The 25,763-nt window shown below is 63.5% G+C and carries 23 protein-coding genes; 3 read left to right on the top strand and 20 right to left on the bottom strand.

The features are described 5' to 3' along the window. Positions 1-13: 13 nt before the first annotated feature. From WIN67_RS19090 to WIN67_RS19035, 12 genes are all read right to left on the bottom strand, one after another. Entirely contained in the window at positions 14-1,363 is a 1,350-nt protein-coding gene (locus tag WIN67_RS19090; RefSeq protein ID WP_102881564.1) for a citrate-proton symporter, read from the bottom strand. An 87-nt stretch (positions 1,364-1,450) separates the two neighbouring features. Continuing rightward, positions 1,451-2,845 (bottom strand): amidase, encoded by a 1,395-nt coding sequence (locus tag WIN67_RS19085; protein WP_339069867.1) that lies wholly within the window; start codon positions 2,843-2,845, stop codon positions 1,451-1,453. A 269-nt stretch (positions 2,846-3,114) separates the two neighbouring features. After that, entirely contained in the window at positions 3,115-4,527 is a 1,413-nt protein-coding gene (locus WIN67_RS19080; RefSeq protein WP_339069866.1) for an amidase, read from the bottom strand. Then, positions 4,524-5,804, bottom strand: coding sequence for a Zn-dependent hydrolase (locus WIN67_RS19075; protein WP_339069865.1), 1,281 nt, complete (start codon positions 5,802-5,804; stop codon positions 4,524-4,526). The genes WIN67_RS19080 and WIN67_RS19075 overlap by 4 nt, the downstream gene beginning before the upstream one ends. A gap of 13 nt (positions 5,805-5,817) precedes the next feature. Continuing rightward, positions 5,818-6,513, bottom strand: a complete 696-nt coding sequence (locus tag WIN67_RS19070) for an ABC transporter ATP-binding protein (protein ID WP_339069864.1) — start codon at positions 6,511-6,513, stop codon at positions 5,818-5,820. Next, positions 6,513-7,274: an ABC transporter ATP-binding protein gene (locus WIN67_RS19065; protein ID WP_011061953.1), complete on the bottom strand. Its 762-nt coding sequence runs from the start codon at positions 7,272-7,274 to the stop codon at positions 6,513-6,515. Before WIN67_RS19065 ends, WIN67_RS19070 begins: the two co-directional genes overlap by 1 nt. After that, a complete protein-coding gene (locus tag WIN67_RS19060) occupies positions 7,271-8,281 on the bottom strand; it encodes a branched-chain amino acid ABC transporter permease (RefSeq protein ID WP_011061952.1) in 1,011 nt (336 codons plus the stop codon). Before WIN67_RS19060 ends, WIN67_RS19065 begins: the two co-directional genes overlap by 4 nt. Before the next feature lie 2 nt (positions 8,282-8,283). Further along, complete coding sequence (locus WIN67_RS19055) at positions 8,284-9,144, bottom strand: branched-chain amino acid ABC transporter permease (RefSeq protein ID WP_011061951.1); 861 nt, start codon at positions 9,142-9,144, stop codon at positions 8,284-8,286. Positions 9,145-9,214: 70 nt separating this feature from the next. Continuing rightward, positions 9,215-10,417: an ABC transporter substrate-binding protein gene (locus tag WIN67_RS19050; protein WP_339069863.1), complete on the bottom strand. Its 1,203-nt coding sequence runs from the start codon at positions 10,415-10,417 to the stop codon at positions 9,215-9,217. A 105-nt stretch (positions 10,418-10,522) separates the two neighbouring features. After that, a complete protein-coding gene (locus tag WIN67_RS19045) occupies positions 10,523-11,290 on the bottom strand; it encodes a FadR/GntR family transcriptional regulator (protein ID WP_306399115.1) in 768 nt (255 codons plus the stop codon). 224 nt (positions 11,291-11,514) lie between these two features. Then, positions 11,515-11,784: a hypothetical protein gene (locus tag WIN67_RS19040; RefSeq protein ID WP_221811762.1), complete on the bottom strand. Its 270-nt coding sequence runs from the start codon at positions 11,782-11,784 to the stop codon at positions 11,515-11,517. Between the two features lie 355 nt (positions 11,785-12,139). Next, positions 12,140-12,418, bottom strand: a complete 279-nt coding sequence (locus tag WIN67_RS19035; protein ID WP_339069862.1) for a hypothetical protein — start codon at positions 12,416-12,418, stop codon at positions 12,140-12,142. Positions 12,419-12,617: 199 nt separating this feature from the next. Here WIN67_RS19035 and WIN67_RS19030 point away from each other — a divergent pair, with 199 nt between their 5' ends. Then, positions 12,618-15,245, top strand: a complete 2,628-nt coding sequence (locus WIN67_RS19030) for an MGH1-like glycoside hydrolase domain-containing protein (protein WP_339069861.1) — start codon at positions 12,618-12,620, stop codon at positions 15,243-15,245. A gap of 32 nt (positions 15,246-15,277) precedes the next feature. Here the strand turns inward: WIN67_RS19030 and WIN67_RS19025 are convergent, their stop codons facing one another. From WIN67_RS19025 to WIN67_RS19005, 5 genes are all read right to left on the bottom strand, one after another. Next, entirely contained in the window at positions 15,278-16,039 is a 762-nt protein-coding gene (locus WIN67_RS19025; protein ID WP_339069860.1) for a hypothetical protein, read from the bottom strand. 135 nt (positions 16,040-16,174) lie between these two features. After that, positions 16,175-17,065 (bottom strand): aminoglycoside phosphotransferase family protein, encoded by an 891-nt coding sequence (locus tag WIN67_RS19020; RefSeq protein WP_273906219.1) that lies wholly within the window; start codon positions 17,063-17,065, stop codon positions 16,175-16,177. Between the two features lie 105 nt (positions 17,066-17,170). Next, positions 17,171-18,889, bottom strand: a complete 1,719-nt coding sequence (locus WIN67_RS19015; protein ID WP_267268478.1) for a hydrogenase maturation protein — start codon at positions 18,887-18,889, stop codon at positions 17,171-17,173. A 259-nt stretch (positions 18,890-19,148) separates the two neighbouring features. Further along, positions 19,149-19,463 carry an SCP2 sterol-binding domain-containing protein gene (locus WIN67_RS19010; protein WP_011061945.1) on the bottom strand — a complete coding sequence of 105 codons (315 nt, stop codon included), beginning with the start codon at positions 19,461-19,463 and terminating at the stop codon, positions 19,149-19,151. A 50-nt stretch (positions 19,464-19,513) separates the two neighbouring features. Further along, positions 19,514-20,224 (bottom strand): histidine phosphatase family protein, encoded by a 711-nt coding sequence (locus tag WIN67_RS19005; protein ID WP_110653261.1) that lies wholly within the window; start codon positions 20,222-20,224, stop codon positions 19,514-19,516. 203 nt (positions 20,225-20,427) lie between these two features. Between WIN67_RS19005 and sohB the strand changes: the two genes are divergently transcribed. Beyond that, complete coding sequence (sohB, locus tag WIN67_RS19000; RefSeq protein ID WP_102864875.1) at positions 20,428-21,453, top strand: protease SohB; 1,026 nt, start codon at positions 20,428-20,430, stop codon at positions 21,451-21,453. A gap of 181 nt (positions 21,454-21,634) precedes the next feature. On the opposite strand, the gene WIN67_RS18995 is transcribed toward sohB, so the two are convergent. Both WIN67_RS18995 and WIN67_RS18990 read right to left on the bottom strand, forming a co-directional pair. Beyond that, the gene (locus WIN67_RS18995) at positions 21,635-22,129 is read right to left on the bottom strand and encodes a DUF934 domain-containing protein (protein WP_016966421.1); all 495 of its coding nucleotides are present in this window, start codon (positions 22,127-22,129) and stop codon (positions 21,635-21,637) included. Continuing rightward, the gene (locus WIN67_RS18990) at positions 22,113-23,771 is read right to left on the bottom strand and encodes a nitrite/sulfite reductase (RefSeq protein ID WP_102881556.1); all 1,659 of its coding nucleotides are present in this window, start codon (positions 23,769-23,771) and stop codon (positions 22,113-22,115) included. The genes WIN67_RS18995 and WIN67_RS18990 overlap by 17 nt, the downstream gene beginning before the upstream one ends. Before the next feature lie 596 nt (positions 23,772-24,367). Between WIN67_RS18990 and WIN67_RS18985 the strand changes: the two genes are divergently transcribed. Then, positions 24,368-25,453 (top strand): ABC transporter substrate-binding protein, encoded by a 1,086-nt coding sequence (locus tag WIN67_RS18985; protein WP_306382915.1) that lies wholly within the window; start codon positions 24,368-24,370, stop codon positions 25,451-25,453. Positions 25,454-25,460: 7 nt separating this feature from the next. Here the strand turns inward: WIN67_RS18985 and WIN67_RS18980 are convergent, their stop codons facing one another. Further along, positions 25,461-25,682 carry a DUF2970 domain-containing protein gene (locus tag WIN67_RS18980; RefSeq protein ID WP_102864877.1) on the bottom strand — a complete coding sequence of 74 codons (222 nt, stop codon included), beginning with the start codon at positions 25,680-25,682 and terminating at the stop codon, positions 25,461-25,463. Positions 25,683-25,763 lie beyond the last annotated feature (81 nt).

Raw genomic sequence — 25,763 nt, 5'->3', positions numbered from 1 at the left:
GTGCCAAGCGGGATCAGCGGGCGCGGGCTTCTGCGAGCCGTTGGCCGGGGTGGCTGCGCCCGGGTGTTTGCGGGCGGGTTTCCTTGGCGAACCAGGCCGCGGTCAGGCACACCAGGTTGGCCACCAGCAGGTAGCCCACTGGCGACATCGGGTTGCCGGTGGTGCCGATCAGCCAGGTGATGATGATCTGCGCGGTGCCGCCGAAGGCCGCCACGCCAAAGGCGTAGACGATGGAGAAACCGGTGGAGCGCACCGCCTTGGGAAAACTCTCCACCAGCAGCACGATCAGCGCCGCGCCGCTCATGCCGTGCAAGCCGGAGAGCACCGCCAGGGTCAGCAGGAACGTCGCCGGGCTGGGATGCTCGGTCATCAATTGCAAGGCCGGGAACAGCACCAGCAACAGCACCACTCTTGGCGCCATGAGGATGGTGCGGCGGCCGAAGCGGTCGCAGAGCATGCCGCCGGCAATCGCGCACACCGCCATCGCCGCGCCGGCCACCAGGGTCGAGAGCATGGAGATGCTGGTGGGCAGTTTCAGTTCGGTGAGGGCGAAGGTGGTCATGTAGTTGATGAAGTACTGGGTGATGGTGCTGCCCGACAGAATCAGCAGCCCCAGCACCAGGGCCCGGCGATGTTCGCCGAACACCTGGCGCACCAGGCTGCCGGTGCTGGCCTCTTCGCCCTGGCCGTGGAAGGTTTCCGCCAGGTTGCGGCGAATGTAGATGCCGATTGGCAGCACCAGCAGGCCGAACACGAAGGGCACGCGCCAGCCCCAGGTGTTGAGGTCTTCGGGCGACAGCACCTGGGTCAGGGTGTAGCCCACGGTGCCGGCGGCCATGGCGGCCACGCCCTGGGCCACCACCTGCCAGCAGGCATAGGTGCCGCGCTTGTGCGGCGGTGCGGCTTCAAGGATGTAGGTGGTGGCGGGGCCGGCCTCGCCGCCCCAGGCCAGGCCCTGGATCAGCCGGGTGATTACCAGCAGGATCGGCGCGGCGATGCCGATGCTCTCGTAGCTGGGCAGGATGGCGATGCTGCCGGTGCCCACGGCCATCATCACCAGGGTCAGGAGCATCGCCGGCTTGCGCCCGACGCGGTCGGCGTAGGCGCCGATCAGCACGGCCCCCAGGGGCCGCACGATAAAGCCGACGCCGAAGGCGGTGACCGACAGCATCAGGCTGACAAAGGCGCTGTCGGAGGGAAAGAATGTGTGGCCGATCATCACCGCAAAGGTGGCGTAGACCCCGAAATCGAAGAACTCCACGGCGTTGCCGAGGATCACCGCGAACACGCTGCGCTTGCCCCCCGCCGCGTTGGGCGTTTCGGGCTCGGGTGTGGCGGATGGATTGGACGCTTGGCTGTGCATACTGGCCCCTCGAATTTTTATTCATAGGTTGCCCAGGCCCCGGGCGGCGGGGCCCGGAGCTGGGGTGAAGGTGGCAGTTTCGGTGTGTCAGTGAGACGGCGGATTCGGCCAGCTGTGGATTGCTCCGCGCCAGCTCTCATAGGTCTTGGCCACTTGCAGCAGCCATTGATCGGCAAAGCGCGGGGCGATCATCTGCAGGCCGATGGGCAGGCCATCGGCGGCGAAACCGCAGTTGATCGACAGCGCCGGTTGTTCGCCCATGTTCCAGGGCAGGGTGAAGACGATGTGCTCGAATGGTTGCTGCGGGTCATTGCTCGGCGACGGCCACTGGGCGGGAAAGCGGTTGATCTGGTTGGTCGGCGAGAGCACCAGGTCGAACTCGCTGAACACCTGGGCGGCGCGGCGACGCATCTCGAAGGTCTGGTTGAAGCCCAGCACCGCCTCGACCCCGGACAGGTCGGCCCCCGGCGCTGCCCAGTCGCGGATATAGGGCAGCACCTTGGCGAACTGCTCGGCACCCAGGGCCGAGAGTTCCGCCCATTGCCGGGCACGCCAGAAACGGTCCAGGCCGTCCAGTTGCGCGCGATCCATGATCGGCGCCAGGCTGCGGAGCTGGGCGCCGTGGCTCTCGAACAACCGCGCGGCCTGTTCCACCGCCGCGCAGACAAAACCTTCCGGTTGCAGCCCCGCGCCGGGTTCCAGCATCAGGCCGATCTTCAAACCGTTGACCGACACCGGCGCATCGCTCCAGTCGCCGGTCAAGGGCGGCAGGCTGGTGGCGTCCCGGGCATCGGGCTTGGCCAGGTAGCGCATCATCAGCACCGCGTCGTCGACGCTGCGGGTCATGGGGCCTGCGCAACGCCCGGTGTAATACGGGTCGATGGGAATCCGCCCCAGGGTCGGCTTGAACCCCACCAGCCCGCACCAGGCGGCCGGCAGGCGCACCGAGCCGCCGATGTCGGTGCCGATGTGCAGCGGCCCGTAACCGGCCGCGGCGGCCGCAGCGGCGCCGGAACTGGAGCCGCCGGTATTGCAGGTGGTGTTCCAGGGGTTGCGGGTAATGCCGTGGAAGCTCGACAGCCCCGAGGACAACATGCCGAAATCCGGCACCGTGGTCTTGGCCAGGATGATCGCCCCGGCTTCACGCATCCGCGCGGCGGGTGGCGCGTCCTGCAACGCCGGCTTCAGCGTGGTGGCCGCGCTGCCCAGGGGAATCGGCGTGCCTTGGGTGGCGATCAGCTCCTTGATCGTCAGCGGAATCCCGTCCAGCGGACCGTTGGGGGTGCCCTTGTTCCAGCGCTCGGTGGCGGCCCGGGCCTGCTGGCGTACCTGCTCCGGATCGAAGGCGTAGAGCGCACGGATATGCGGCTCCCAGCGCCCGATATGGGCCAGCAGGTGCTCGTAATAGTCCAGGGGCGAGAGGGTGCGGCTGGCGAATTGCGCCAGCAGCTGGGTGGTGGATAGATCGTGCAAATCAGTCATCGAACGCATCCTTGTGTCGGGCGTCAGTCGGGTTGCTGATGACCCGACTGTAGCGCTTGCACCTTAGCCCAACCATCACAAAGGACGCAGTGTGGTGTTGCGTTTTTGTGAGCACTGCTGGGGCGTATCCCTCGGCCTGATTGAAGGCGGCCCCACCCAATCGCGACGTTCTGTAGGAGCGGGCTTGCCCGCGAAGGCGGCCTCAGGGTTTGTACAAGACTCGCGGGCCTCTTCGCCGGCAAGCCGGCTCTTACGGGATTTTGTGCGGGTCAGTGTCGCAGGACGGGGGCTTGGGGGTGGGGGCTGGGGAACGCTTGCTCATAGGCCCTGCACAAGCGCAGCACTTGCTCATCGGCAAAGCGTGCGCCGACTACGTGCAGGCCCACGGGCAGGCCGTCGTCGGCAAAGCCGCAGGGCAGTGAAGCCGCCGGTTGCTGGGTCAGGTTGAAGGGGTAGCTGAAGGGCGTCCATTCCATCCATTCCCCCAGGCCCGAGCCCGGTGGGACGTTGTGTCCGGCGGCGAACGCGGTCAGGGGCAGCATCGGTGAAACCAGCAGGTCGTAGCGCTCATGGAAGGCGGCCATGTGCGCCACCAGGGCGGCGCGAGCCTCCAGGGCGGCGCTGTAGTCGCTGAGGCTGATGCCTTCGCCCTGTTCGGCGATGCGCAGCAGGCCCGGGTCCAGCAAGGCGCGCTGGGCGGGGCTGAGGGCAGCGGTCAGGCGCGCCGCCCCGGAGAACCACAGGGTATTGAACAGCTCCAGGGGATCACTGAAACCGGGATCGACCTGCTCGATCTGTGCCCCCAGTTGCGCCAGGCGCTCCACGGCCCGGGCCACCACTCGCGCCACTTGCGGGTCGACCTTGACGTAGCCGAAGTCCGCGCTGTAGGCGATGCGCAGGCCCTTGAGGCTGGCATTTTCCGGTAACCAGGGCGTGCTGCGCGGTGCGCCGAGCAGGCCGTCACGGGCATCCGGACGGGCCACGGTCTGCAGCATCAGCACGGCGTCATCGACGCTGCGGGTCATCGGCCCCAGGTGCGAGAGGATGTTCATCGCGCTGGCCGGCCACTGCGGCACGTAGCCGAAGGTCGGCTTGATGCCGAAGGTGCCGGTGAAGGCGCAGGGAATGCGGATCGAGCCCCCGGCATCGCTGCCCTGGTGCAACACGCCGAGGTTCAGCGAGGCCGCTGCCGCTGCGCCACCGGAAGAACCGCCGGCCGTCAGGCGGGTGTCCCAGGGGTTGCGGGTGATGCCGTACAACGGGTTGTCGGTCACGCCTTTCCAGCCGAACTCCGGGGTGGTGGTCTTGCCCAGCAGCACCGCGCCAGCTTCGCGCATGAAACCGGAGAAGGGCGCGTCGACCTCCCAGGGCCCGGTGGCCGAGGTGGTTTTCGAGCCCTTGCGGGTGGGCATGCCGCGGGTCAGGGTCAGGTCCTTGATCGACGCCGGCAAGCCGTCCAGGGCGCCGCAGGGCTGGCCCTTGAGCCAGCGCTGTTCGGAGGCCCGTGCCGCGTCCATGGCCCCTTGGTGATCGATATGGCAGTAGGCGTTGACCAGCGGATTGAAGCGCTCGATACGCGCCAGGGCGTCTTCGGTGACCTCCACCGGTGACAGGCGCTTGTCACGGTAATGGCGCAGCAGTTCGACGCCGCTCAAGGCGGCGATGTCAGTGGCTTGCTTCATAGCGATTGAGCTCCTTGAGCGGCATTGACCATGGCCCGCAGCAGGACCGCGCAGCCGTCGGCCAGGTCCTGGGGCGCAGCGTTTTCAATTTCGTTGTGGCTGATGCCGCCCTCGCAGGGCACGAAGATCATCCCTGCCGGGCCCAGCTCGGCGATGAAGATCGCGTCGTGCCCGGCGCCGCTGACGATGTCCATGTGGCTCAGCCCCAGGTGCTCGGCACCCTGGCGCACGGCGGCCACGCAGGCGGGGTCGAAGTCCAGCGGCGGGAAGTCGGCGGTGGCGGTCAGCTCGAAGCTCAGGCCGTGCTGGCGGCAGCTGTCTTCGATCACCTGGCGCACTTCATCGACCATGGCTTGCAAGCGGTCGGCGTGCAGGTGGCGCAGGTCGAGGGTCATCTGCACCTGTCCGGGGATCACGTTGCGCGAGCCCGGGTGCAGGTTCAGGCAGCCCACGGTGCCGCAGGCATGGGGCTGATGGGCATGGGCGATGCGATTGACCGCGCTGACCACTTGCGCCGCGCCCACCAGGGCGTCCTTGCGCAGGTGCATCGGCGTCGGCCCGGCGTGGGCCTCGACCCCGCTCAGGGTCAGGTCGAACCACTTCTGGCCCAGGCAGCCCATGACCACGCCAATGGTGGTCTGGCGGTCTTCCAGCACCGGCCCTTGCTCGATATGCGCTTCGAAATAGGCGCCTACCGGATGGCCGAGTACTGCACGCGGACCGGCATAGCCGATGCGCTGCAGCTCGGCGCCCACCGACAGGCCCTGTTCATCCTGCTTGGCCAGGGTGTCGGCGAGGTCGAACTTGCCGGCGAACACCCCCGAACCCATCATGCACGGCGGGAAGCGCGAGCCTTCCTCGTTGGTCCAGACCACCACTTCGATCGGCGCCTGGGTTTCCAGGCCCAGGTCGTTCAGGGTGCGGATCACCTCCAGCCCGGCCATCACCCCGTAGCAGCCGTCGAACTTGCCGCCGGTGGGCTGGGTGTCGATATGGCTGCCGGTCATCACCGGGGCGCGGTTCGGGTCACGCCCGGCGCGGCGGGCGAAGATATTGCCGATGCCGTCCACGCTGACGCTGCAGCCGGCCTCTTCGCACCAGCGCACGAACAGGTCGCGGGCCTGGCGGTCGAGGTCGGTGAGGGCCAGGCGGCACACGCCGCCCTTGGCGGTGGCGCCCAGTCGGGCCAGGTCCATCAAGGACTGCCAGAGGCGCTCGCGGTTGATCAGCGGGGCATTGCTGTGCAAGGACTGCAGTGGGTCCAGTCGGCTGTTCATGGCATTTCTCCCGTCAGGCGCTCAGGGCCAGGTAGCGGTTCTTGATGGTCGGGTCGGCGCGAAACTCGGCGGCGCTGCCCTGGTAGACCACGCGGCCCTGTTCGAGCACGTAGTGACGGTCGGCGAGCTTGTCGCAGACCATCAGGTTCTGTTCCACCAGCAGCACCGGCAGGCCGTCTTCCTTGAGGGTGCGCAGGATCTTCACCAGCTCGTCGACGATCACTGGCGCCAGGCCCTCGGTGGGTTCGTCGAGGATCAGCAGCTTGGGGTCATTGAGCAGGGCGCGGGCGATGGCCAGCATCTGCTGTTCGCCGCCGGACAGGGCGTGGCCGGCGTTCTTGCGGCGCTCCTTGAGCCGCGGAAACATTCGGTAGACGTCGTCCAGCTGCCAGCGGCTGCTCTTGCGTTGGGCGATGCGCAGGTTTTCCTCGACGCTGAGCAGGCGAAAGATGCCCCGGTGTTCCGGCACCAGGGCCAGGCCCTGGCGGGCGATCTCGAAGATCTTCTGGCCCACCAGCTGCTGGCCGTTGAAGTGGATCTGGCCCTGGCGCGGGCAGATGATCCCCAGAATGCTGCGCAAGGTGGTGGTCTTGCCCGCGCCATTGCGGCCCAGCAGGGTCACCAGCTCACCGGCTTCCACCTTGAGCGAGACGCCTTCGAGCACGTGGCTCTTGTCGTAGTAGGAATGGATGTTCTCGACGGTCAGCATCAGGCGGCTTCTCCCAGGTAGGCGACACGCACACGCTCATCGGCGCGCACCACATCCGGCGTGCCCTCGACCAGGATCTGGCCGTGGCTCATCACGGTGATGCGCTGGCTGATGGACATGACGATGCTCATGTTGTGTTCGATCAGCAGCACCGTGTGGTCGCGGCCCAGGTCGCTGATCAGTTGGGTCATGATCGGAATGTCGTCGATGCCCATGCCCGAGGTGGGCTCGTCGAGCATCAGCAATTGCGGTTTCGAACAGATCGACATGCCCACCTCCAGCACCCGTTGCTGGCCGTGGGACAGCTCGCCGGCCAGGGTCTGGGCCCGGGCCGTGAGTTGCAGGCGTTCCAGCACTTGATCGGCCACCTCCAGGTGCTCGCGGCGGCTGTCCACGTGGCGCCAGAAGTTCAGCGCCCCCAGGCCGTCGCGGCCCTGGGCGGCCAGCCGCAGGTTCTCCCGCACGCTGAGGTTCTGGAACAGGCTGGTGAGCTGGAAGGAACGCGCCATGCCCAGGCCGACCCGGCCGTGGGCGGGTTTCTTGATGATATTCTTGCCGTTGAAACGGATGGCCCCGGCGGTGGCCTGGCGTTCGCCGGTCAGGCAGTGGAACAGGCTGGTCTTGCCGGCGCCGTTGGGGCCGATGATGGTGTGGATGGTGCCGGCCTCGACCTTGAGGTTGACCCCGTTGACCGCGTGGAAGGCACCGTAGGCCAGCTCCAGGTTCTGGGTTTCCAGCAGGTACTGCGCAGGCTTGCTCATGAGCGTTTCTCCTCGGCCAGCAAGGCCGTCTTGCGTGAGCCTTTGAGGCGTTCCGCCAGGCTCGACAAACCGCCCCACAAACCGCCACGCATGAACACCACCACCAGGATCAGGATCACTCCCAGCAGAATCAGCCAGCGTGGCCACAGCTCGGAGAGGAACTCGCCCAGCAGCACGATGGCGCCGGCGCCGAGCAGGGAACCGAACAGCGAGCCGGTGCCGCCGACGATGGTCATGATCAGGATGTTTTCCGACATCGCCAGGTCGATGTTCGACAGCGGCACGAAGTGCAGGAGCATGGCGTACAGCGCCCCGGCAATCCCGGTGACCGCGCCGGAGAGCATGAACACCAGGATCTTGAAATGCCGGGTGTCGTAGCCGATGGCGGCGGCGCGGGTTTCGTTCTCGCGGATGGCCATCAGGGTGCTGCCGAACGGCGAGGCGATCACCCGCCGGGCACCGATGAAGATCAGCAGGAACAGCACCGCGACGAAGCCGTAGAAATAGCGCGCGTCGGCCAGGGACAGCAGCACCGTGTCACCGATGCGGATCTCCGGGCGCGGCACGCTGAGCAGGCCGTTGTCGCCGCCGGTCCAGTCGCTGAGGGTGTAGGCGATGAAGTAGGCCATCTGGCTGAAGGCCAGGGTCAGCATGACGAAGTAGATGCCGGTGCGGCGGATCGCCAGGGCGCCCACCAGCAGTGCCAGCAGGGCACCCACCAGCGCCGCGCCGAGCAGGGCACTGAACAGCCCCAGCTGCAGATGGATCATCAACAGGGCGGCGCAGTAGGCACCGGCGCCGAAGAAGATGCCCTGGCCGAACGACAGCAGCCCGGTGTAGCCCAGCAGCAGGTTACAGGCCAGTGCGGCAAGGGCGAAGATCAGGATCTCGCTGGCCAGGGTCGCCGACGGCAGCACCAGGGGCAGGCCGATCAGCACCGCGATCACCAGCCACAGCAGGCCGCGCGATTGAGTCTTGGCAAAGGGCAGGGGGTTTTTCTCACTCATGATCATGCTCTCCCGAACAGGCCGTAAGGACGCACCAGAATGACTGCCGCCATGGCGCCGTAGATCATCAGGCTGGCGCCCTGGGGCCAGAGGCTGGTCATCAGGCTTTGCACCACCCCCACCAGCAGGCCGCCCACCAGGGCGCCGCCGAACGAGCCCATGCCGCCGATCACCACCACCACGAAGGCCACCCCGAGAATCTCCGGGCCGACAAAGGGCTGGGCGCCGCGCAAGGGCGCGAACAGCACCCCGGCGATCCCGGCCAGGGCCACGCCGAGGGCGAAGGTCATGGAAAACAGGCGGAAGATATTGGTGCCCAGCAGCGACACGGTCTCGGTGCTTTCACTGCCGGCCCGCACCAGGGCCCCGAAGCGCGTGCGCTCCAGCAGCAGCCACAGGCCCAGCCCCACCAGGGCCGAGAACAGGATCAGGAACAGGCGGTAGTAGGGGTAGACGAAGTCGCCGATCACCAGCACCCCGCGCAGCAGTTCCGGCACCGCCACGGCCTTGCCCACCGGGCCCCAGATCATCACGCTGGCTTCCTGGATGATCAGCGCGATGCCCAGGGTCACCAGGATCTGGAACATGTGCGGCAAGTGGTAGATGCGCTGGATCAACAGGCGCTCGATGATCCAGGCCAGGGCCGCCACCACCAGGGGCGCGAGCACCAGGGCCAGCCAGAAGTTGCCGGTCAGGCTGACGGCGGTGTAGCAGATGTAGGCGCCGAGCACGAAGAACGCGCCATGGGCGAAGTTGACGAAGTTCAGCAGGCCGAAAATGATCGTCAGGCCCACCGCGATCAGGAAGTAGATCATCCCCAGCCCGAGGCCGTTGAGGATCTGGAACAGGTACAAATTAAGCATGCAGGAACCCTCGGCAGGGAGCCCGTGGACGGAGCCCGCTGCCTGTAGCCAGCGATAGAAGTGTCGAGCGTCAGGCCAGGGCGCAGCCGGTGGCGCTGACATCCGGGAACGAGCGACCGGCGCTGAGCACTTCGGCCAGGTCGTCCTTGTCGCGCATCGTGGCGGCGGCCTTGCCCACCAGCAGGTAGTAATCCTTGATCACCTGATGGTCGCCGGCGCGGATGCTCTCCTCGCCGGTGGGGCCCTGGTAGGTCAGGCCCTGCATGGCCTTGGCCACGGTAGCGCCGTCAAAGCTGCCGGTGGCGGCAATGGTGTCGAGGATGATCTTGCTGCCGATGTAGTCGGCGGCCAGCGGGTAGGTGGGGTTGATGCCGTACTTGGCCTGGGTCAGCTTCACCAGCTCGCGATTGAGCGGAGTGTCCACCTGATGCCAGTACTGCGCGCCGAGGTAGACGCCTTCCAGCACGTCGCTGCCCAGTTCCTGGAACTGATCCAGCCCGGCGGACCACACCAGCAGCACCTTCATGCGTTCCTTGATGCCGAAGTTCACCGCTTGGCGCAGGGCGTTGGACGACTGGCTGCCGAAGTTCAACAGCACCAGCACATCGGGGCGGGCGGCGATGGCGTTGGTCAGGTAGCCGGAGAACTCCTGCTCCTGCAAGGAGTGGTAGCTGTTGCCGATGTGTTCGATGCCGTGTTCGGCACACACCTGTTTCGCCCCTTCGAGCAAGGCTTCGCCGAACACGTACTGCGGGGTGATGGTGTACCAGCGCTTGGCCTCGGGCAGCAACTTGATCAGCGGCACCATGGTTTCGCGGATGGCGCCGTAGGTCGGCACCGACCAGCGAAAGGTCGAGGCATTGCAGTCCTTGCCGGTGACCTCATCGGCGCCCACCGGGGTCATGAACACCCCGCCGACCTTGCCCACCTCCTTGGCCACTGCCAGCGCCGAAGACGACAGGGTGCAGCCCTGGAAGAACCGCGCGCCGTCCTGGGCAATCGCCTCCTGGACCCGGCGCACCGCCTTGCCGGCGTTGCCCTCGGTGTCGATCACCTTGTAGTGCAGCGGTCGGCCCAGCAGGGTCGGGTACTGCTCCACCGCCAGGCGCGAGCCCATGTCGGCGAACTTGCCGTAGCTGGCAAAGGCGCCGGACATCGACTTCAGTCCGTAAAAGGTCAAGGGTTCGGCGGCAAAGGCGTTGCGCACCCCCAGCCCGAGGCTGAGGGCACCGCTAACGGCCAGACCGGCTTTCAACAACGTACGACGCTGCATGGGGTAACTCCCTGGTTTAGTTATTGGCAGGAGTGGCAATGGCGAATCGACGTAGCAGCCTGTGTTCAGGCTTGTTATTGGCAAAGCGGTGGACTGTGCTCGCGATCAGTGGTGGTCGAACTCCAGCAGGAAGTGCTGGGTGACTTCGCCTTCCAGGGCGGTCATGTGGTGCTCGGCGTCGCACATGTGCTCGTGCATCAGCTGGCGTACTGCGCGTTCATCTTCGGCGCGCAAGGCCAGCAGCAAGCGTTTGTGGTAATCCAGGTTGGCGGCGTCGAACTGCTTGCGCTTGGGCTTGTAGGCCTTCTTCAGCACCACCAGGTCGCGCAGCAGATCGTTGAGAAACTGCGCCATGAAACTCAGCAGCGGGTTGGGGCAGGCCCGCCCCAGCAGGTTGTGGAATTCCAGCTCGGCGATGCGCTGTTCACGTTGGCCGGCCTCGCTGTCCTCGGGGTGGCTGCAGAAGTCGATGTTGTCCTGCAGCGCCTGAAAATCCGCCTCGCTCAAACGCCCGATCACCGACACCGCCAGCTCCACCTCGATCACCTTGCGCAGCTGATAGACCTGCTCGCCGTCCATGTGCTGGAAGTGCAAGTAGTTGCGCAGCGCGCGGCTGGCCGGCTCGGTGCCGGCCTGGTTCAGATAGGCGCCGCCGTTGGGCCCGGTGCGGGTATTGACCAGGCCTTCCACCTCCAGCGCCTTGAGCGCCTCCCGGGCCGAGCCTTTGGAGCATTGGAAGCTTTCCATCAACTCCTTCTCGGTGGGCAAGCGGTCCCCGGGGCGCAGGGCATCGGTGACGATGGAACGCTTCACCGACTCGACAATCACGTCGGAAAGCTTCTGGCGTTTGCGGCGAACGGGGCGTTTCAGCATGGGCGGCTATTTATCGTATTAATGCGGATAAATAGTAATAAATAGAGATGGGCGTGGCGCGTCAACTGCCTGGGGTCAGGGGGTGTCGTTTTTGGTGTTGAGGGGTCGTAGCTGGATAACCGAGCGGCCGCCACCTTAGTTCAATGCCCTACGAAACCCTTGGGGCTTGCCAGTGAAGGTGGCGGCTTGCGGGCCTCTTCGCCCGCAAGCCGGTTGCTACCGGTTCAAGGGCGCTGCGCGTGCAGCTGGCGGCCCAGTACATCCAGCACATCGCAGCCATCGCGCAGCGGAATGGCGCAGATCAGCGCCAGCTCTTGCAGCACCACGGCATCGCCGGGGATGTCGGGGCGGGCGGCGAAGTTTTCCAGCAGTTGAGTGACGGCGCGGATGCGATAGGCGGCTGCTTCGTACAGCACATCGGCAGGGGCCTGGGTATCGATCAGCAGGGAGGGAATGGTGCAGTCGTGGCCGGTGATCGGCATGTAGCGATTCATGAGTCCAACTCCATTCTGGGGTGAGCGCCGCTACTCATTTGTCGCCAAACAAAAGGGTGGCAGCTGTACGCGGGTTGGCGAGCCGGGAATGGAAGAACCGACAGACCCGAAGGTCTCCCGCGCACAGCCGCCATCAAGCGGTCATGCGATAACACGGGCCCTGACCAATCTGGCAGAGCTTCGCTTCATTCCATTCATCGGGTCGCCAAACCCGTTCGTCATCAGGACGAGCCGGGACTATAGGCATGTACCCCGAAACGGAACAAGGCACTGGCAGGGCAGGACTTTCTGAGTTTGCTGTAGGACTCAGGAGCGCGAGTGTGGATCAAGCGCGCCACAGGTTCAATGCCAGGCCTCAGTCGAAGCCGATGCTTGAACTGTGGCGGGTTTCGCGCTCGTGCAGCTGGTCGATATTGGTTTCGTAGGTGCATTGGCCGCTGCAGCGGTGCTCGTATTTCACCTCGGGCTTGAACTGCAACTTGAGTGCCGGCGTGGCGCTTTCAGGCGCTGGCGCTGCGGCATTGGCCGCTGCCAGCGGTGGCTCTGGGTAGCTCAGGTCCAGGCCTTCGGCCTGGGCCGAAAACGCCAGGGTCGCGAGCAACAAGCTTGGGAAAAACGCTTTGCAACTGAACATCATCGAATCCGCATGGCCATAAAAGGGTTGCCGATTATAACGAGCCCGGCGCCGAAAATTTAGCGACAACGGCTCTGGAACCAGCTTTTGCTGCGGTTTAACCGGTGTTAGTGCTGCGCACCATGAAACATATGTCATGAACCGGCGGGGCGGGTCGCTCCTACACTGCAACTCACTTCCATGACCAAGGACACCCTCCATGACGGCAAGTCCCCCAGCGAGCATTCTCGACACCTTGGAAGGCCAGCGCCTGCAGGGCAGCGATGCCGAGCACTGGCGCCAGTGGGGCCCGTACCTGAGTGAGCGGCAGTGGGGCACGGTGCGCGAGGACTACAGCGCCGATGGCGATGCCTGGAACTATTTTCCCCACGAACACGCCCGCAGCCGCGCCTACCGCTGGGGCGAGGACGGGCTGGCCGGGTTCTCCGACAAGGCCCAGCACTGGTGCCTGGGGCTGGCGCTGTGGAATGAACACGACAGCATTCTCAAGGAGCGTCTGTTCGGCCTGAACAATGCCGAGGGCAACCACGGCGAGGACGTCAAGGAGCTGTACTTCTACCTCGACGGCGTGCCCAGCCATGCCTACATGCGCATGCTCTACAAGTACCCCCAGGCGGCCTTTCCCTATGCCGATCTGGTGGCGGAAAACGCCCGGCGTGGTCTGTCTGATGCCGAGTACGAGATCCTCGATACCGGGGTGTTCGAGGACAATCGCTACTTCGATGTGACGGTGGAATATGCCAAGCACAGGGCCGATGACATTTTCATGCTCATCACCGTGCACAACCGTTTCCACCAGCCGGCGCGGCTGCGGGTGCTGCCCCAGGTCTGGGCGCGCAACACCTGGAGCTGGGGCGGCGACGCGCCGCGACCGAGCCTGCGCCTGGAGGGCGACCGGGTGCTGGCGCGGCACGGGCAACTGCCCGAGCGGCAGATCACCGCCTGGGGCGCAGAGCCTTGCCAGTGGCTGTTCTGCAACAACGACAGTAACTTCCCCAAGCTGGACGGGCTGGCGGCGCCGGGGCCGTTCAAGGACGGCATCAACGACTATCTGGTGGATGGGCAAGCCAGTGCGGTGGCCTTGGATGGCGGCACCCGGGTGGCGGCGCATTTCGTCCTGGAGCTGGCGGGCGGCGAGAGCAAGAGTCTGTTCCTGCGGTTCGCCCCGGCGGGCAGTGAGCAGGTCAGTGCTCGCCACGTGTTTGAACAGCGTCGGCGAGAGGCTGATGAGTTCTACGCGGCGTTGCAGCAGGGCATCGCCAGTAGCGACGCGCGCAATGTCCAGCGTCAGGCCCTGGCCGGGCTGCTGTGGTCCAAGCAGCTGTATTACTTCGACGTCAACCAGTGGCTTGATGGCGATCCCGGGCAGCCGGCACCGCCGATGGAACGCGAGCATCTGCGCAATACCCATTGGCGCCATCTGTCCAACTGCGACATCGTTTCCATGCCCGACACCTGGGAATACCCCTGGTATGCCTCCTGGGACCTGGGTTTCCAGGCGGTAGCCTTTGCCCTGATCGATCCCGGCTTTGCCAAGCAGCAGTTATTGCTGTTGGTGAAAGACCGCTTCATGCACCCCAACGGTCAGTTGCCGGCCTACGAGTGGCGCTTCGACGACGCCAATCCGCCGGTACACGCCTGGGCCTGCTGGCGGGTCTATCAGCAGGAAAAGTCCCTGACTGGCGTGGGTGACCTGGATTTTCTCGAACGCATTTTCCACAAGTTGCTGCTGAACTTTTCCTGGTGGGTCAACCGCAAGGACGCCGAGGGTCGCAACCTGTTCCAGGGAGGCTTTCTCGGCCTGGACAATATCGCCCTGTTCGATCGTTCCGCACCGTTGCCTGATGGCTTCACCCTGGATCAGGCCGACGGTACGGCCTGGGTCGCGGCCTATGCCCTGGACCTGATGCGCATCGCCCTGGAGCTGGCCAAGCGCAACGGCGTGTACGTGGACATTGCGGTGAAGTTCTTCGAACACTTCCTGTATATCGCCGGGGCCATCAACCGCGTGGATGAAAGCGCGGAGGGGCTGTGGGACGAACAGGACCAGTTCTTCTACGACGTGCTGCACCGGCCCGACGGCGACAACGAACCCCTGCGCCTGCGCTCCATTGTCGGCCTGATACCGCTGTTCGCGGTGCAGGTGCTGGAGCAGCACGAGCACGAGAACCTGCCGGGACTGGCTCAACGTCTGCTGGGTTTTTTGCATCATCGTCCGGACCTCGCGAGCCTGGTGTCGCGCTGGTACGAGCCGGGCAAGGGCAACCGCATGCTCTTGGCGCTGTTGCGGGGTGAACGCACCAAGGACCTGCTCAAGCGCATGCTCGATGACAGCGAGTTCCTCTCGGACTTCGGTATCCGCTCCCTGTCCAAGGCCTTCGAGCAGCCGTTCGCCATGCAGGTGGACGGCAAGCAGTTGTGCGCCCGCTATGAGCCGGCGGAGTCCGATTCACGGCTGTACGGCGGCAACTCCAACTGGCGGGGGCCGCTGTGGATGCCGATCAATTACCTGCTGATCGAATCCCTGCGCGAGTTTCATCGCTACTACGACGTCAACTTCTCGGTGGAGTACCCGCGGGGTTCCGGGTATCTGGCGTCCCTGGAGGAAGTGGCCGACGGTTTGAGCCAGCGTCTGACGCGGCTGTTCTTGCTGGATGAAGAAGGGCACAGGCCGTCCATGGGCGGCTACCCACAGTTGCAAGTGGAGGCGGAGGATCGCGAGCTGGTGCTGTTCCATGAGTACTTTCATGGTGAAACCGGGCGCGGTCTGGGGGCTAGCCACCAGACCGGTTGGACGGCGCTGGTGGCGATGCTGCTGCAACCTTAGTTGCAGCAGCAGGAGAGGGCGTGCAGCGGGGTTCAGTTGCCTTGCTGCGCCTTCAGTTTTTCCGCGACATCGGACACCACCCAATTCAGCGTGGCGATCGGAACCGTGATCGCCTTGCCATCGGCGTAGAGCGCACAGAAGGATGCCGAGCACTGCATGACCCGGTAAGTGCCCTTATGCCCATCCGGGTCGTTGACGGTCACTTGGGGTGAGTCTTTGAAGCCGTTTTTCAGATCCTCGGCCGCCGAGTCTTTGCCGATCAGTACAAAGGGGGTGATGGTGATCATCAAGATAAAGGAGATGAAAAACATCGCCACAAACAGGCCGTAGCTGGGGATGAAGATGTACAACGCACATTTGCCTATCTCCTTGAAGAAGGAGGGGGCGGCAACGGTGGCCTGCGGTGGCTTGGCGGACTGCTTCTTGTCAGTGATTTTTTTGTTGAACAAGGCGATCAGATAGTTGAGGCCGCCGAACACCAGAATGCTCAGTACGCAGACGATTGCGGCCCATAGCCAGTGTTGTCCGATGAACTCCAACCCGCCTTTCAAACCGTTGGTCATGGCGTGATACCAGGCCAGAACTGCGTTGACGAAGGTGGTGGAGGTGTCCATGGGAAACATCGAGGTTTCCAGCTGAAAGTAGCCGAGGTAACCATCGTGGTAGGCCTTGCCGTTCAAATAGAAGAACGGAGTGGTGATTGCCAGAATCACCGAGCCGATCATGCCCCAGGCAATCGGGCTTTTACCGGTCTTTTCCTGGGCTTCTTCTGTGTTCTTGACCTTGGCGTTCATCGTCTTTCCTTAGATTTTTCCAATGGTGTCTTCAACTCTGCGATCCGCGCGGGGCGAAATCGTGGCAGCGGCTTTCTTTCTTGCTATCAGGCAAACGGGGGGAAGCTGGGGCAGCAGGCTGGGATGCGTCGCCTATCAGCAATACCAATGAGGCACATCCCTGGAAAAACCGGCGAAATCTTCCCAGACCTTTTGTGTGCGTTGCAGGCTGGCGTGGATTTCCTGCTCGCCGAAGGCCATGGCCCAGAGCACGCTGAAGAAGCTGTCAAACGCGGCGTAGAAGGCCATGCGGGTGAGAAAAACCGGCTCGGGATGGCCTGCACAGTAGCCGTCGATCTGGCCGCGGGCGAAGTCGCTGCTGAGGTTGCAGGAAAACAGCGCCAGCCGATTGAAGTCCCGCGCCGGATCTCCGAAACGGCAGCGGTTGAAGTCGATGATCGACAACTGGTCATCGGCGCCCACGATCATGTTGTTCAGGTGATAGTCACCGTGGAGAAACACCAGCGGCGTGTCCGCCAGCAGATGAAAGTGCTGTTCGAGAAACTGCAGGAAGTCTTGCTCATGGGCCACCTTGTGGCCACAGCTCCGGTACTGTTCGAGCTTTTTACGGTAGATGGCACGCATCTGCTGTTCGGCGTTTTCAGTGCCTTCAGGCGCAGCAACGCTGTGGATCTGCTGGAGTATTTGACCGGCTTGCAGGCCAAGCTCATAACAGGCGGCGGCGGGCTGCTCGGCAACCCATTGCGCGCCATCCTTGCCTTCGATCCACGACAACAACGAGTAAACCTGGCGTCCTGAATCAAACAGACCGAAGTCCAAGGGTTGGGACATGGCGATGCCCTTTGCCGCCAGATGTTGGGTCCACTGGAACTCGTCGCGTTTGTTGACGTATTGGGATGAATCGTTGGTGCGCAACAGCAGGTGTTGGCCTTGTTCGTCGACGATATGAAAGACTCGATCGCTGGACCAGCCCTGGGTTTGTGCTTCGATGCTGCGCCACGTGGCGTGGCCTGGAATGTCTTGCATGCTCGCCTCCTTGCAAACGATTGCCGCCCCTGGGGGCGGCAACAAAAGGCGGCGAATGGTACGTGGCCTGGCGGTGCTTTGAAAGCCTGCCGCTCAGGCGGTGAATCAGCCCACCAAGGCGATGTCCTGGGGCTTGGCCCAGGCTTCGATCAGTCGCTCCGGGGTGCAGCAGGTCTTGCGCTTGTAGACGAAGTTGCTGCACTTCTCGGCGAAGCCCTTGCGGTTTTGCACCATGTCCATGTGCATCTCTTCCAGCTCGGCGTTGCGGCAGTGCTGCATCAGCTGTGGGTCGGCATCCAGCTTGCGCTGGCGCAGGTGCTGGTAGCGCGGGTCGGTGAGGACGCCATTGGCCCGTTGCAGCAGCCACAGGCCGAACTCGTCCGGGCAGCGCGGGCCAATCTCCTGGACCATGCCCATCTGCAGGGCCTGGAGGGCGCTGATGGGCAGGCAGGCTTCGGTCAGTTGCTTGGCCATGGCCTGGCCGACGGCGCGGGGCAGGCTGTAGGTCCAGTATTCGGAGCCGTACAGGCCCATGCTCTTGTAGTGCGGGTTGTACACGGTGTCGGCGCGGGCCAGGACCACGTCCGCCGCCAGGGCCAGCATCAGGCCGCCAGCGCCGGCATTGCCGGTCAGGCCGCTGACCACCAGTTGGCGGGCGGTGAGCAGTTCCAGGCAGACGTCGTCGATGGCCTGGATATTGGCCCAGGCTTCCAGGCCCGGCACTTCGGCGGCCTGGATCACGTTCAGGTGCACGCCGTTGCTGAAGGCGCCGCGGCCACCGCGTACCAGCAGCACCTGGGTGTCTCGGGCCTTGGCCCAGCGCAGGGCGCTGACCAGGCGCTGGCATTGCTCAGTGCTCATGGCGCCGTTGTAGAACTCGAAGGTCAGCTCACCGACTCGGCCGGACTCGCGGTAGCGGATCGGCTGGTAGGACTCGGTGCTGAACGGGCTGCTGGATACCGACCAGTCCAGCACCGGTACATCGGCCAGGCGCTCGCCGAGTACGTGGCGGGCGGGGCGCTTAAAGGTTTCTTCGCCGGGCTGAGGCTTGAGGCGCAGAGAGCCGATCCACAGGCTGTGATCGCCGCAGGCCACCAGCACCGCATCGTCGTGCACCGCCAGCAGTTGCCCGGGCATGCCGGTGCGTGAGTCCAGGTGGGCGTCGTAGACGTAGTACTGGCCGCCGGCGAGGCTGGCCAGGACGCCGGGCTGGCCGTCAGCGGCGTCGATGCTGCGCTTGATGAACTGCGCGCTGTCGTGCCAGCTGAAGGTGCGGTCGCACTGCTTCATGTTCGGTTGCAGGCGGCCAAGCACCGCGGGGTTGTCGTAGTCCAGGGGCACAGGACGGAAGCCGTTGCGGAATTTTTCCACCACGTCGCGGATGCAATGGATGGCGGCGTCGCTGACCAGGCCGTTGTACAGCTCGGATTTGCGCAGTCCGCTGGGCAGGTTGAATTCATGGGTCGACCAGATTGGCCCGGCGTCCATTTCTTCCACTGCCTGCAATGCGGTGACGCCCCAGCGCTTGAGCTCCTTGCTGATGGCCCAGTCCAGGGCGCTGGCACCACGGTCGCCGACGATGCCTGGGTGAATGATCACCACCGGACGCTTGGCGTTGCTCCACAGCTGCTGCGGTACCCGGTCCTTGAGGAACGGGCAGATCACCAGGTCGGCCTCGGCTTCTTCGATCTGCCGGCAGACCTCTTCTTCACCGGTGAACAGCACCACGCTGGGGCGGTGCCCGGCCTGGCGCAGGTCGAGCCAGGCCCGTTGGGTCAGACCGTTGAAGGCGGTGGACAGCAGGATGATCTTCAGTGATCGCATAAGCGGACTCTTCCGTGAGTGATAGCGGTGTGGCAAAGGGCTCCGGCTGTGCCGTCCCTGGCCGCGATGGAGGCGCAAGAGTAGAGGGGGGGTGCGAGGCACAAACTGACCGAGATCAATCAAGCGTGCGGCCGGAAGACTGAGCCGCCCAGTGGTATTGATCCAGGGCAAAGCGGCGGGCTAGAGGCGTTGCGTGATGCAGAAACGACAAATCCCGCCTCAGGGGCGGGATTTGTCTACAGCCGGACCTTGCGGGGTCTTAGGCTGGGAACAGCTCGCTCAGTTTCATGGCCAGCATCATGTCGCCTTCGGCGCGCAGTTTGCCGCCCATGAAGGCTTGCATGCCGTCGGTTTCGCCGCTGACGATACCGTCCAGGGTTTCGCCGTCCATCACCAGGGTGACTTGTGCGTCTGGGTTCTCGCCTTCCTTGAGTTCACAGGTGCTGTCCTTGACGACCAGCGAGAAATGCTTGGAATCATCGATGCGGAAACCGAAAACCAGGTCCAGGCCGGCAGCGGCAGCTGGGTTGAACTTGGCTTGCATGGCTTGTACGGCGTCAGCTACGGAGGTCATGGTTCGATCCTTTTATGGGTGGTTACAGCAAGGGTCACAGTAAGCCGGGCTCAACGGAAAGTGATGAGCTCCGGGGCCTTCAACAGTTGCAGATGGGCATGACCGTTGAAGGAAGCCAAAGACACCTCGCGCCCGCGGAACTTCAGCTGGTTGAGCGAGGTGTTGACGATTTGCCAATTCAGTTCGAACGCCTGCTGGGCAGGTATCCGGGTGATCAGGTGCAGCAGGGCGGTAATGGTGCCGCCGGAGGTGAACACGGCGATCTTGTGCTGGTTGTCCGCTGCTTCGAGAATCCGCTGCAGACCGCCCTGGACGCGCTCGACGAATCCCAGCCAGCTTTCCAGCCCGGGAGGATCGTAGGTGCCGGCCAGCCAGCGCTGGATGATCAGGGCGAAGATGCGTTGGAACTCGGCGCGGTTCTGCGCGGCGTTGCGCAGGATGTTCAGGGCTTCGGGTTCCTGGGGCAACAGGTCGGGGAGCAGGGCGCGGATGATGGCATCGGCGTCGAATTCGTTGAAGGCTGAATCGATTTCCAATGGCGGGTGGTCAAACCCGGCGGCACTCATCTGTTCCATCGCGGCCTGCGCGGTGTGCTGCTGGCGCCGCAGGTCGCCGGACAGGCAGCGATCAAAGCTGACGCCCAGCGCCGCCAGATGCTCACCGAGCACGGCAGCCTGGCGCACGCCGGTGGCGGACAGCACGTCGTAGTCGTCTGCACCGAAAGAGGCTTGGCCATGTCGAATCAAATAGATGCTGCCCACGTCCGTGTCGTCCCGGTACGTTGAAAGTTTTGCGAGGTTATGAGGATGCCAGTGAGCTGTCAATGAAAAAACATACGCTTGTTTGAAATGCTTGTTGGAGCCTCGTAACACGAGGTTTCGCGACTGGTGGCCGACCGGTCGCGCCGGTATGCTTGAGCCCATTGCGCTGCTGGTTGGCAGCGGTTCATGTTTGAGGAGTCCCTGTGGAGTTTTTCGCCGAATACGCCAGTTTCCTGGCCAAGACCGTGACCCTGGTGGTCGCTATCCTGGTGGTGCTGATCACTGCCGCTGCGCTGCGCAGCAAGGGCCGCCGCAAAGGCACCGGGCAGTTGCAGGTCAGCAAGCTGAATGATTTCTACAAGGACCTGCGCGAGCGCCTGGAGCAGAGCCTGCTGGACAAGGATCAGCTCAAGGCCTTGCGCAAGGCCCAGGGCAAGACCGAGAAGAAACAGAAGAAACAACCGGCCGAGGCCAAGCCCCGGGTGTTCGTGCTGGACTTCAATGGCGATATCAAGGCTTCGGCGACCGAAGGCCTGCGCCATGAGATCACCGCCTTGCTGAGCCTGGCCACGCCCAAGGATGAAGTGGTGCTGCGTCTGGAAAGCGGTGGCGGCATGGTGCACAGCTATGGCCTGGCTTCGTCGCAACTGGCGCGTATTCGCCAGGCCGGGGTGCCTTTGACCGTGTGCATCGACAAGGTCGCGGCCAGCGGCGGCTACATGATGGCCTGCATCGGCGAGAAGATTATCAGCGCGCCGTTCGCCATCCTCGGCTCCATCGGCGTGGTGGCCCAGTTGCCCAACGTCAACCGCCTGCTGAAAAAGCACGACATCGATTTTGAAGTGCTCACCGCCGGCGAGTACAAGCGCACCCTGACGGTGTTTGGCGAAAACACCGAGAAGGGCCGGGAGAAGTTCCAGGAAGACCTGGATGTGACCCATCAGTTGTTCAAGAACTTCGTGTCCCGCTATCGCCCGCAATTGGCCATTGATGAAGTGGCCACCGGTGAAGTCTGGCTGGGCGTGGCGGCGCAGGAGAAGCTGCTGGTGGACGAGCTGAAAACCAGCGATGAGTACCTGGCGGACAAAGCCAAGAATGCCGAGGTTTTCCACCTGCACTATGCCGAGCGCAAGAGCTTGCAGGAGCGTGTCGGGCTGGCGGCCAGCGGTTCCATCGACCGCGTGCTGCTGACCTGGTGGAGCCGCCTGACCCAGCAGCGGTTCTGGTAAGCCCCGAATCGCAAGCGCCGGTTCTGTAGGAGCTGGCTTGCCAGCGAAGGCGGCTGCCAGGTTTGTACAAGGCTCAAGGGCCCTTTCGCCGGCAAGCCGGCTCCTACGGTGGAAGTGGTAGGCGGCACAAAAAAGCCCTGAACCGGGAAACCGGTTCAGGGCTTTTTGTTGGCGCCAAGGCTTAGCGGCGACGGAACAGCGGCAGCGGTTCGTCAGTGGCGGCCTGGTAGGTCACCGAGAAGTCCTTGAGGCTTTCCAGGGCTTCGTAGGGGTCCTTGTCGGCCCGCAGCGCGTAGGCGTCGAAGCCGCAGCGGTGCAGGTAGAACAGCTGGTCGCGCAACACGTCGCCAATCGCTCGCAGTTCGCCTTTGTAGCCATAACGGTCACGCAGCAGGCGGGCGTTGGAGTAGTTGCGGCCATCGGTAAAGGCCGGGAAGTTCAGGGCAATCACCTGGAAATGCTCGACGTCGTCACCGATTTCCTCGGCTTCTTCGTCCGCATCCAGCCACACGCCCAGGCCGCCATCGCGAGCCTTGAGGGCATGGGCGTGATCGCGCCACAGAGCCAGCGGCACGATCAGGTCGTCGCAGTTGGAGATGCCGTCGAGGGTCGCGTCCTTGGGCAGCAAGTGCCAGGTTTCGTCGATGACCTCGTTGTTCTTAATGATTCGCTGCATAGACGCGCTCCTTGAAGAGGTCGATGCCAATACGTTGATAGGTGTCGATGAAGCGTTCGTCTTCGGTACGTTGTTCCACGTACACGTCGATCAGCTTCGAGATCACGTCGGGCATGTCGTCCTGGGCGAAGGACGGGCCGAGGATCTTGCCCAGGCTCGCGTCGCGGCTGGCGCTGCCACCCAGGGACACCTGGTAGAACTCCTCGCCTTTCTTGTCTACCCCGAGGATGCCGATGTGGCCCACGTGGTGGTGACCACAGGCGTTCATGCAGCCGGAGATGTTCAGGTCCAGCTCGCCGATGTCGAACAGGTAGTCCAGGTCGTCGAAGCGGCGCTGGATGGATTCGGCGATCGGGATCGACTTGGCGTTGGCCAGGGAGCAGAAGTCACCGCCCGGGCAGCAGATGATGTCGGTCAAAAGGCCGATGTTCGGTGTGGCAAAGCCGTTTTCACGCAGCTCGCCCCACAGGGTGAACAGTTGGCTTTGCTCGACGTCCGCCAGAATCACGTTTTGCTCGTGGGACGTGCGCAACTGGCCGAAGCTGTAGCGGTCGGCCAGATCGGCGATGGCATCGAACTGCTTGTCGGTGACATCCCCAGGCGCTACGCCGGTGGGTTTGAGCGACAGGGTGACGGCGACATAACCCGGCTTCTTGTGGGCCAGGGTATTGCGTGCGCGCCAGCGGGCGAAACCGGGGTGCTGCTGATCCAGGGCTGCCAGTTCACTGTCCTGGTTGCTCAGGGTCTTGTAGTCAGGGTCGACGAAGTGCTTGGCCACACGGTGCACTTCGGCTTCGGTCAGGGTGGTCTGGCCGCCGCGCAGGTGAACCATTTCCGCCTCGACCTTCTCGGCGAACACTTCCGGCGTCAGGGCCTTGACCAGGATCTTGATCCGCGCCTTGTACTTGTTGTCACGACGGCCGTAGCGGTTGTAGACCCGCAGGATGGCGTCGAGGTAGCTCAACAGGTCCTGCCAGGGCAGGAACTCGTTGATGAAGGCGCCGACCACCGGGGTACGGCCCAGACCGCCACCGACCAGCACGCGGAAACCCAGCTCGCCGGCTGCGTTGTACACCGGCTCCAGGCCAATGTCGTGGACCTCGATGGCTGCGCGGTCGGAAGTCGAGCCGTTGATGGCGATCTTGAACTTGCGCGGCAGATAGGCGAATTCGGGGTGGAAGGTGGTCCATTGACGGACGATCTCGCACCAGGGGCGCGGGTCGATCAACTCGTCGGCGGCGACACCGGCAAACTGGTCGGTGGTGACGTTACGCAGGCAGTTGCCGCTGGTCTGGATGGCGTGCATCTGCACGGTGGCCAGCTCGGCCAGGATGTCCGGCACGTCTTCCAGGGCTGGCCAGTTGAACTGCACGTTTTGCCGGGTGCTGATGTGCGCATAGCCCTTGTCGTAGTCGCGGGCGATCTTGGCCATCATCCGCGCCTGGCGCGAGGTCAATTGGCCGTAAGGCACGGCTACCCGCAGCATTGGGGCAAAACGTTGGATATAAAGGCCATTCTGCAGGCGCAGGGGACGGAATTCCTCTTCGCTCAGCTCGCCTGCCAGATAGCGTCGGGTCTGATCACGGAACTGCTTGACGCGGTCCTCGATGATCCGCTGATCGTACTCGTCGTATACGTACATATAGGTCCAGTTCTCAGGCTACAGGTGGCGCCAAAGCGCACTTGGCAAATACTGCGGTGAACGGCTTCGGTACGTTGCTTCGACTGGCGTCGACCGGGGCTTGTCGCCGGTTTCACCTCGTCCTGCCTTCGTTCTCGCTCAACCCCACCCATGTAAGCAAATCTGCGCGCACGGCCGCGCACTCCGGTCGGAGCCGCCGAACGATACCAGTTTGTGGTTATGCGCAAAAGTGATGTTTGAGTATATGCAAAGAACCAAAACGACTAACGGTAGGGGTATATGAGTATCCACATTTGAGGTGGGGACAATCCTGGTCTTAACTGTGGTCGTGTCTTTGAGCAGTCACCGACAAAATCTACTAGAGGCGATGCTATGAGCCATCCAACCAAAGTAAGGAAAAGTGACAGTAGCGTTGATGCTTGGGCCATTCTCTTTCTGATCATACTGGTCGTGGGTACGGCCGTGTTTTGGGTCAGCCACCAGTAGTCGAGCGTAAAAGAAGAGCCCGAATTGTCGGACAATCAGGACAATTTGCCGCCGTTGGCCAGCAATTTGCCAGTTATACTGCCTGGGATAATCCAGGGGCTCTTTTCACAATGTTCAAGGTTCTGTGCAAGTGGGTGATATGTCTGAGTTTGCCGTTCTGGGCGGTGGCTCAAGCAACGTCGGTGGTGTTTCTCAACCCCGGTAATTCAACGGAAACCTTCTGGGTCAGTTATTCGCGGTTCATGCAGGCAGCCGCCCGGGATCTGGGCATGGACCTGCAAATTCTCTATGGCGAACGCAATCCCCAGAACTCTCTCGATCAGGCTCGGGAGCTGTTTCAGCGAGCGCAAAAGCCCGATTACCTGATATTGGTCAACGAACAGTATGTCGCTCCGCAGATCCTGCGCATGTCTCAGGGTTCCGGGGTCAAGCTGTTTATCGTCAACAGCCCACTGACCGAGGATCAGCGGGCGTTGATTCGCCAAAGCCGCAGCAGCTACTCCGACTGGATCGGCAGCATGATGAGCAACGATGAAGAGGCCGGTTATCGGATGCTCAAGGAGTTGTTGCGCCAGCATGGCCCTTTGCCTGCCGGGCAAACAATCGATTTGCTGGCCTTTTCCGGGGTGAAAGTCACACCGGCGGCGCAGTTGCGCGAGCAAGGGCTGCACCGGGCCCTGGCGGAAAATCCTCAGGTGCGTCTGCGCCAGCTCGTGTATGGCGAATGGAACCGGCAGCGGGCGCACGAACAAGCACAACAGCTGTTGCAGCGCTATCCACAGACGCAACTGATCTGGTCGGCTAACGACGAAATGGCTCTGGGGGCCATGCAGGCTGCCCGGGAGTTGGGCCGCAAGCCGGGGGGCGATCTGCTGTTCAGTGGACTCAACAGTTCGCCCGAAGCCTTGCAGGCCTTGATCGACGGGCAATTGTCTGTGCTGATGGCCGGCCATTTCACGATTGGTGGTTGGGCCCTGGTGGCCCTGCATGACGACGCACTGGGGCTCGATGCCAGGCGCCTGGGTGGGCCGGACTGGCAATTGTCGCTGTTCCAGTCATTGACCCGAGCTCAGGCCCAGCAACTGCTGCGGATGGGCAATCAGGTGGGTGCCCGGTTCGATTTCCACGGGCTGTCCGCCCAAGGCAAGCCGGACAGCTACCGCTATCCCTTCAGTTTGCAGCTGCTGCTGCACTGACGCCGTTTCAGACTCCCGCCAGGTGCATCGCCAGGTTGGCGATACCCAGCAGCACCAGCACGAACAGGGTGGTAAAGAGAATGCCCAGCACAATGAAGTGACTGGGTTTGCCGTGACTGAAGTCCCGGGCGCGATTTTTCCCGCTTTGTACGCCGAAGGCGGCCGCCAGCACGCTTTGCAGCATCTGCAGGAAGGTTGGGGGCTGATTGTCGCTGCTTGGATCGTCCATAAATCCCTCGACACGGTTGGGTGTCAACAGAGCATAGACAATGTCGCCTGTGATGGCGGGCTGGTGTAGGAGCCGGCGGGC

Source organism: Pseudomonas idahonensis (assembly GCF_037903935.1).
GTDB classification, from domain to species: Bacteria; Pseudomonadota; Gammaproteobacteria; order Pseudomonadales; family Pseudomonadaceae; genus Aquipseudomonas; species Aquipseudomonas danubii.
This window is presented reverse-complemented; position numbering and strand designations above follow the sequence as displayed.

Bases quoted from the DNA above. Each gene is read 5' to 3' on its own strand.
- WIN67_RS19090 (WP_102881564.1), bottom strand. From the start codon at position 1,363: ATGCACAGCCAAGCGTCCAATCCATCCGCCACACCCGAGCCCGAAACG.
- WIN67_RS19085 (WP_339069867.1), bottom strand. From the start codon at position 2,845: ATGACTGATTTGCACGATCTATCCACCACCCAGCTGCTGGCGCAATTC.
- WIN67_RS19080 (WP_339069866.1), bottom strand. From the start codon at position 4,527: ATGAAGCAAGCCACTGACATCGCCGCCTTGAGCGGCGTCGAACTGCTG.
- WIN67_RS19075 (WP_339069865.1), bottom strand. From the start codon at position 5,804: ATGAACAGCCGACTGGACCCACTGCAGTCCTTGCACAGCAATGCCCCG.
- WIN67_RS19070 (WP_339069864.1), bottom strand. From the start codon at position 6,513: ATGCTGACCGTCGAGAACATCCATTCCTACTACGACAAGAGCCACGTG.
- WIN67_RS19065 (WP_011061953.1), bottom strand. From the start codon at position 7,274: ATGAGCAAGCCTGCGCAGTACCTGCTGGAAACCCAGAACCTGGAGCTG.
- WIN67_RS19060 (WP_011061952.1), bottom strand. From the start codon at position 8,281: ATGAGTGAGAAAAACCCCCTGCCCTTTGCCAAGACTCAATCGCGCGGC.
- WIN67_RS19055 (WP_011061951.1), bottom strand. From the start codon at position 9,144: ATGCTTAATTTGTACCTGTTCCAGATCCTCAACGGCCTCGGGCTGGGG.
- WIN67_RS19050 (WP_339069863.1), bottom strand. From the start codon at position 10,417: ATGCAGCGTCGTACGTTGTTGAAAGCCGGTCTGGCCGTTAGCGGTGCC.
- WIN67_RS19045 (WP_306399115.1), bottom strand. From the start codon at position 11,290: ATGCTGAAACGCCCCGTTCGCCGCAAACGCCAGAAGCTTTCCGACGTG.
- WIN67_RS19040 (WP_221811762.1), bottom strand. From the start codon at position 11,784: ATGAATCGCTACATGCCGATCACCGGCCACGACTGCACCATTCCCTCC.
- WIN67_RS19035 (WP_339069862.1), bottom strand. From the start codon at position 12,418: ATGTTCAGTTGCAAAGCGTTTTTCCCAAGCTTGTTGCTCGCGACCCTG.
- WIN67_RS19030 (WP_339069861.1), top strand. From the start codon at position 12,618: ATGACGGCAAGTCCCCCAGCGAGCATTCTCGACACCTTGGAAGGCCAG.
- WIN67_RS19025 (WP_339069860.1), bottom strand. From the start codon at position 16,039: ATGAACGCCAAGGTCAAGAACACAGAAGAAGCCCAGGAAAAGACCGGT.
- WIN67_RS19020 (WP_273906219.1), bottom strand. From the start codon at position 17,065: ATGCAAGACATTCCAGGCCACGCCACGTGGCGCAGCATCGAAGCACAA.
- WIN67_RS19015 (WP_267268478.1), bottom strand. From the start codon at position 18,889: ATGCGATCACTGAAGATCATCCTGCTGTCCACCGCCTTCAACGGTCTG.
- WIN67_RS19010 (WP_011061945.1), bottom strand. From the start codon at position 19,463: ATGACCTCCGTAGCTGACGCCGTACAAGCCATGCAAGCCAAGTTCAAC.
- WIN67_RS18995 (WP_016966421.1), bottom strand. From the start codon at position 22,129: ATGCAGCGAATCATTAAGAACAACGAGGTCATCGACGAAACCTGGCAC.
- WIN67_RS18990 (WP_102881556.1), bottom strand. From the start codon at position 23,771: ATGTACGTATACGACGAGTACGATCAGCGGATCATCGAGGACCGCGTC.
- WIN67_RS18985 (WP_306382915.1), top strand. From the start codon at position 24,368: ATGTTCAAGGTTCTGTGCAAGTGGGTGATATGTCTGAGTTTGCCGTTC.
- WIN67_RS18980 (WP_102864877.1), bottom strand. From the start codon at position 25,682: ATGGACGATCCAAGCAGCGACAATCAGCCCCCAACCTTCCTGCAGATG.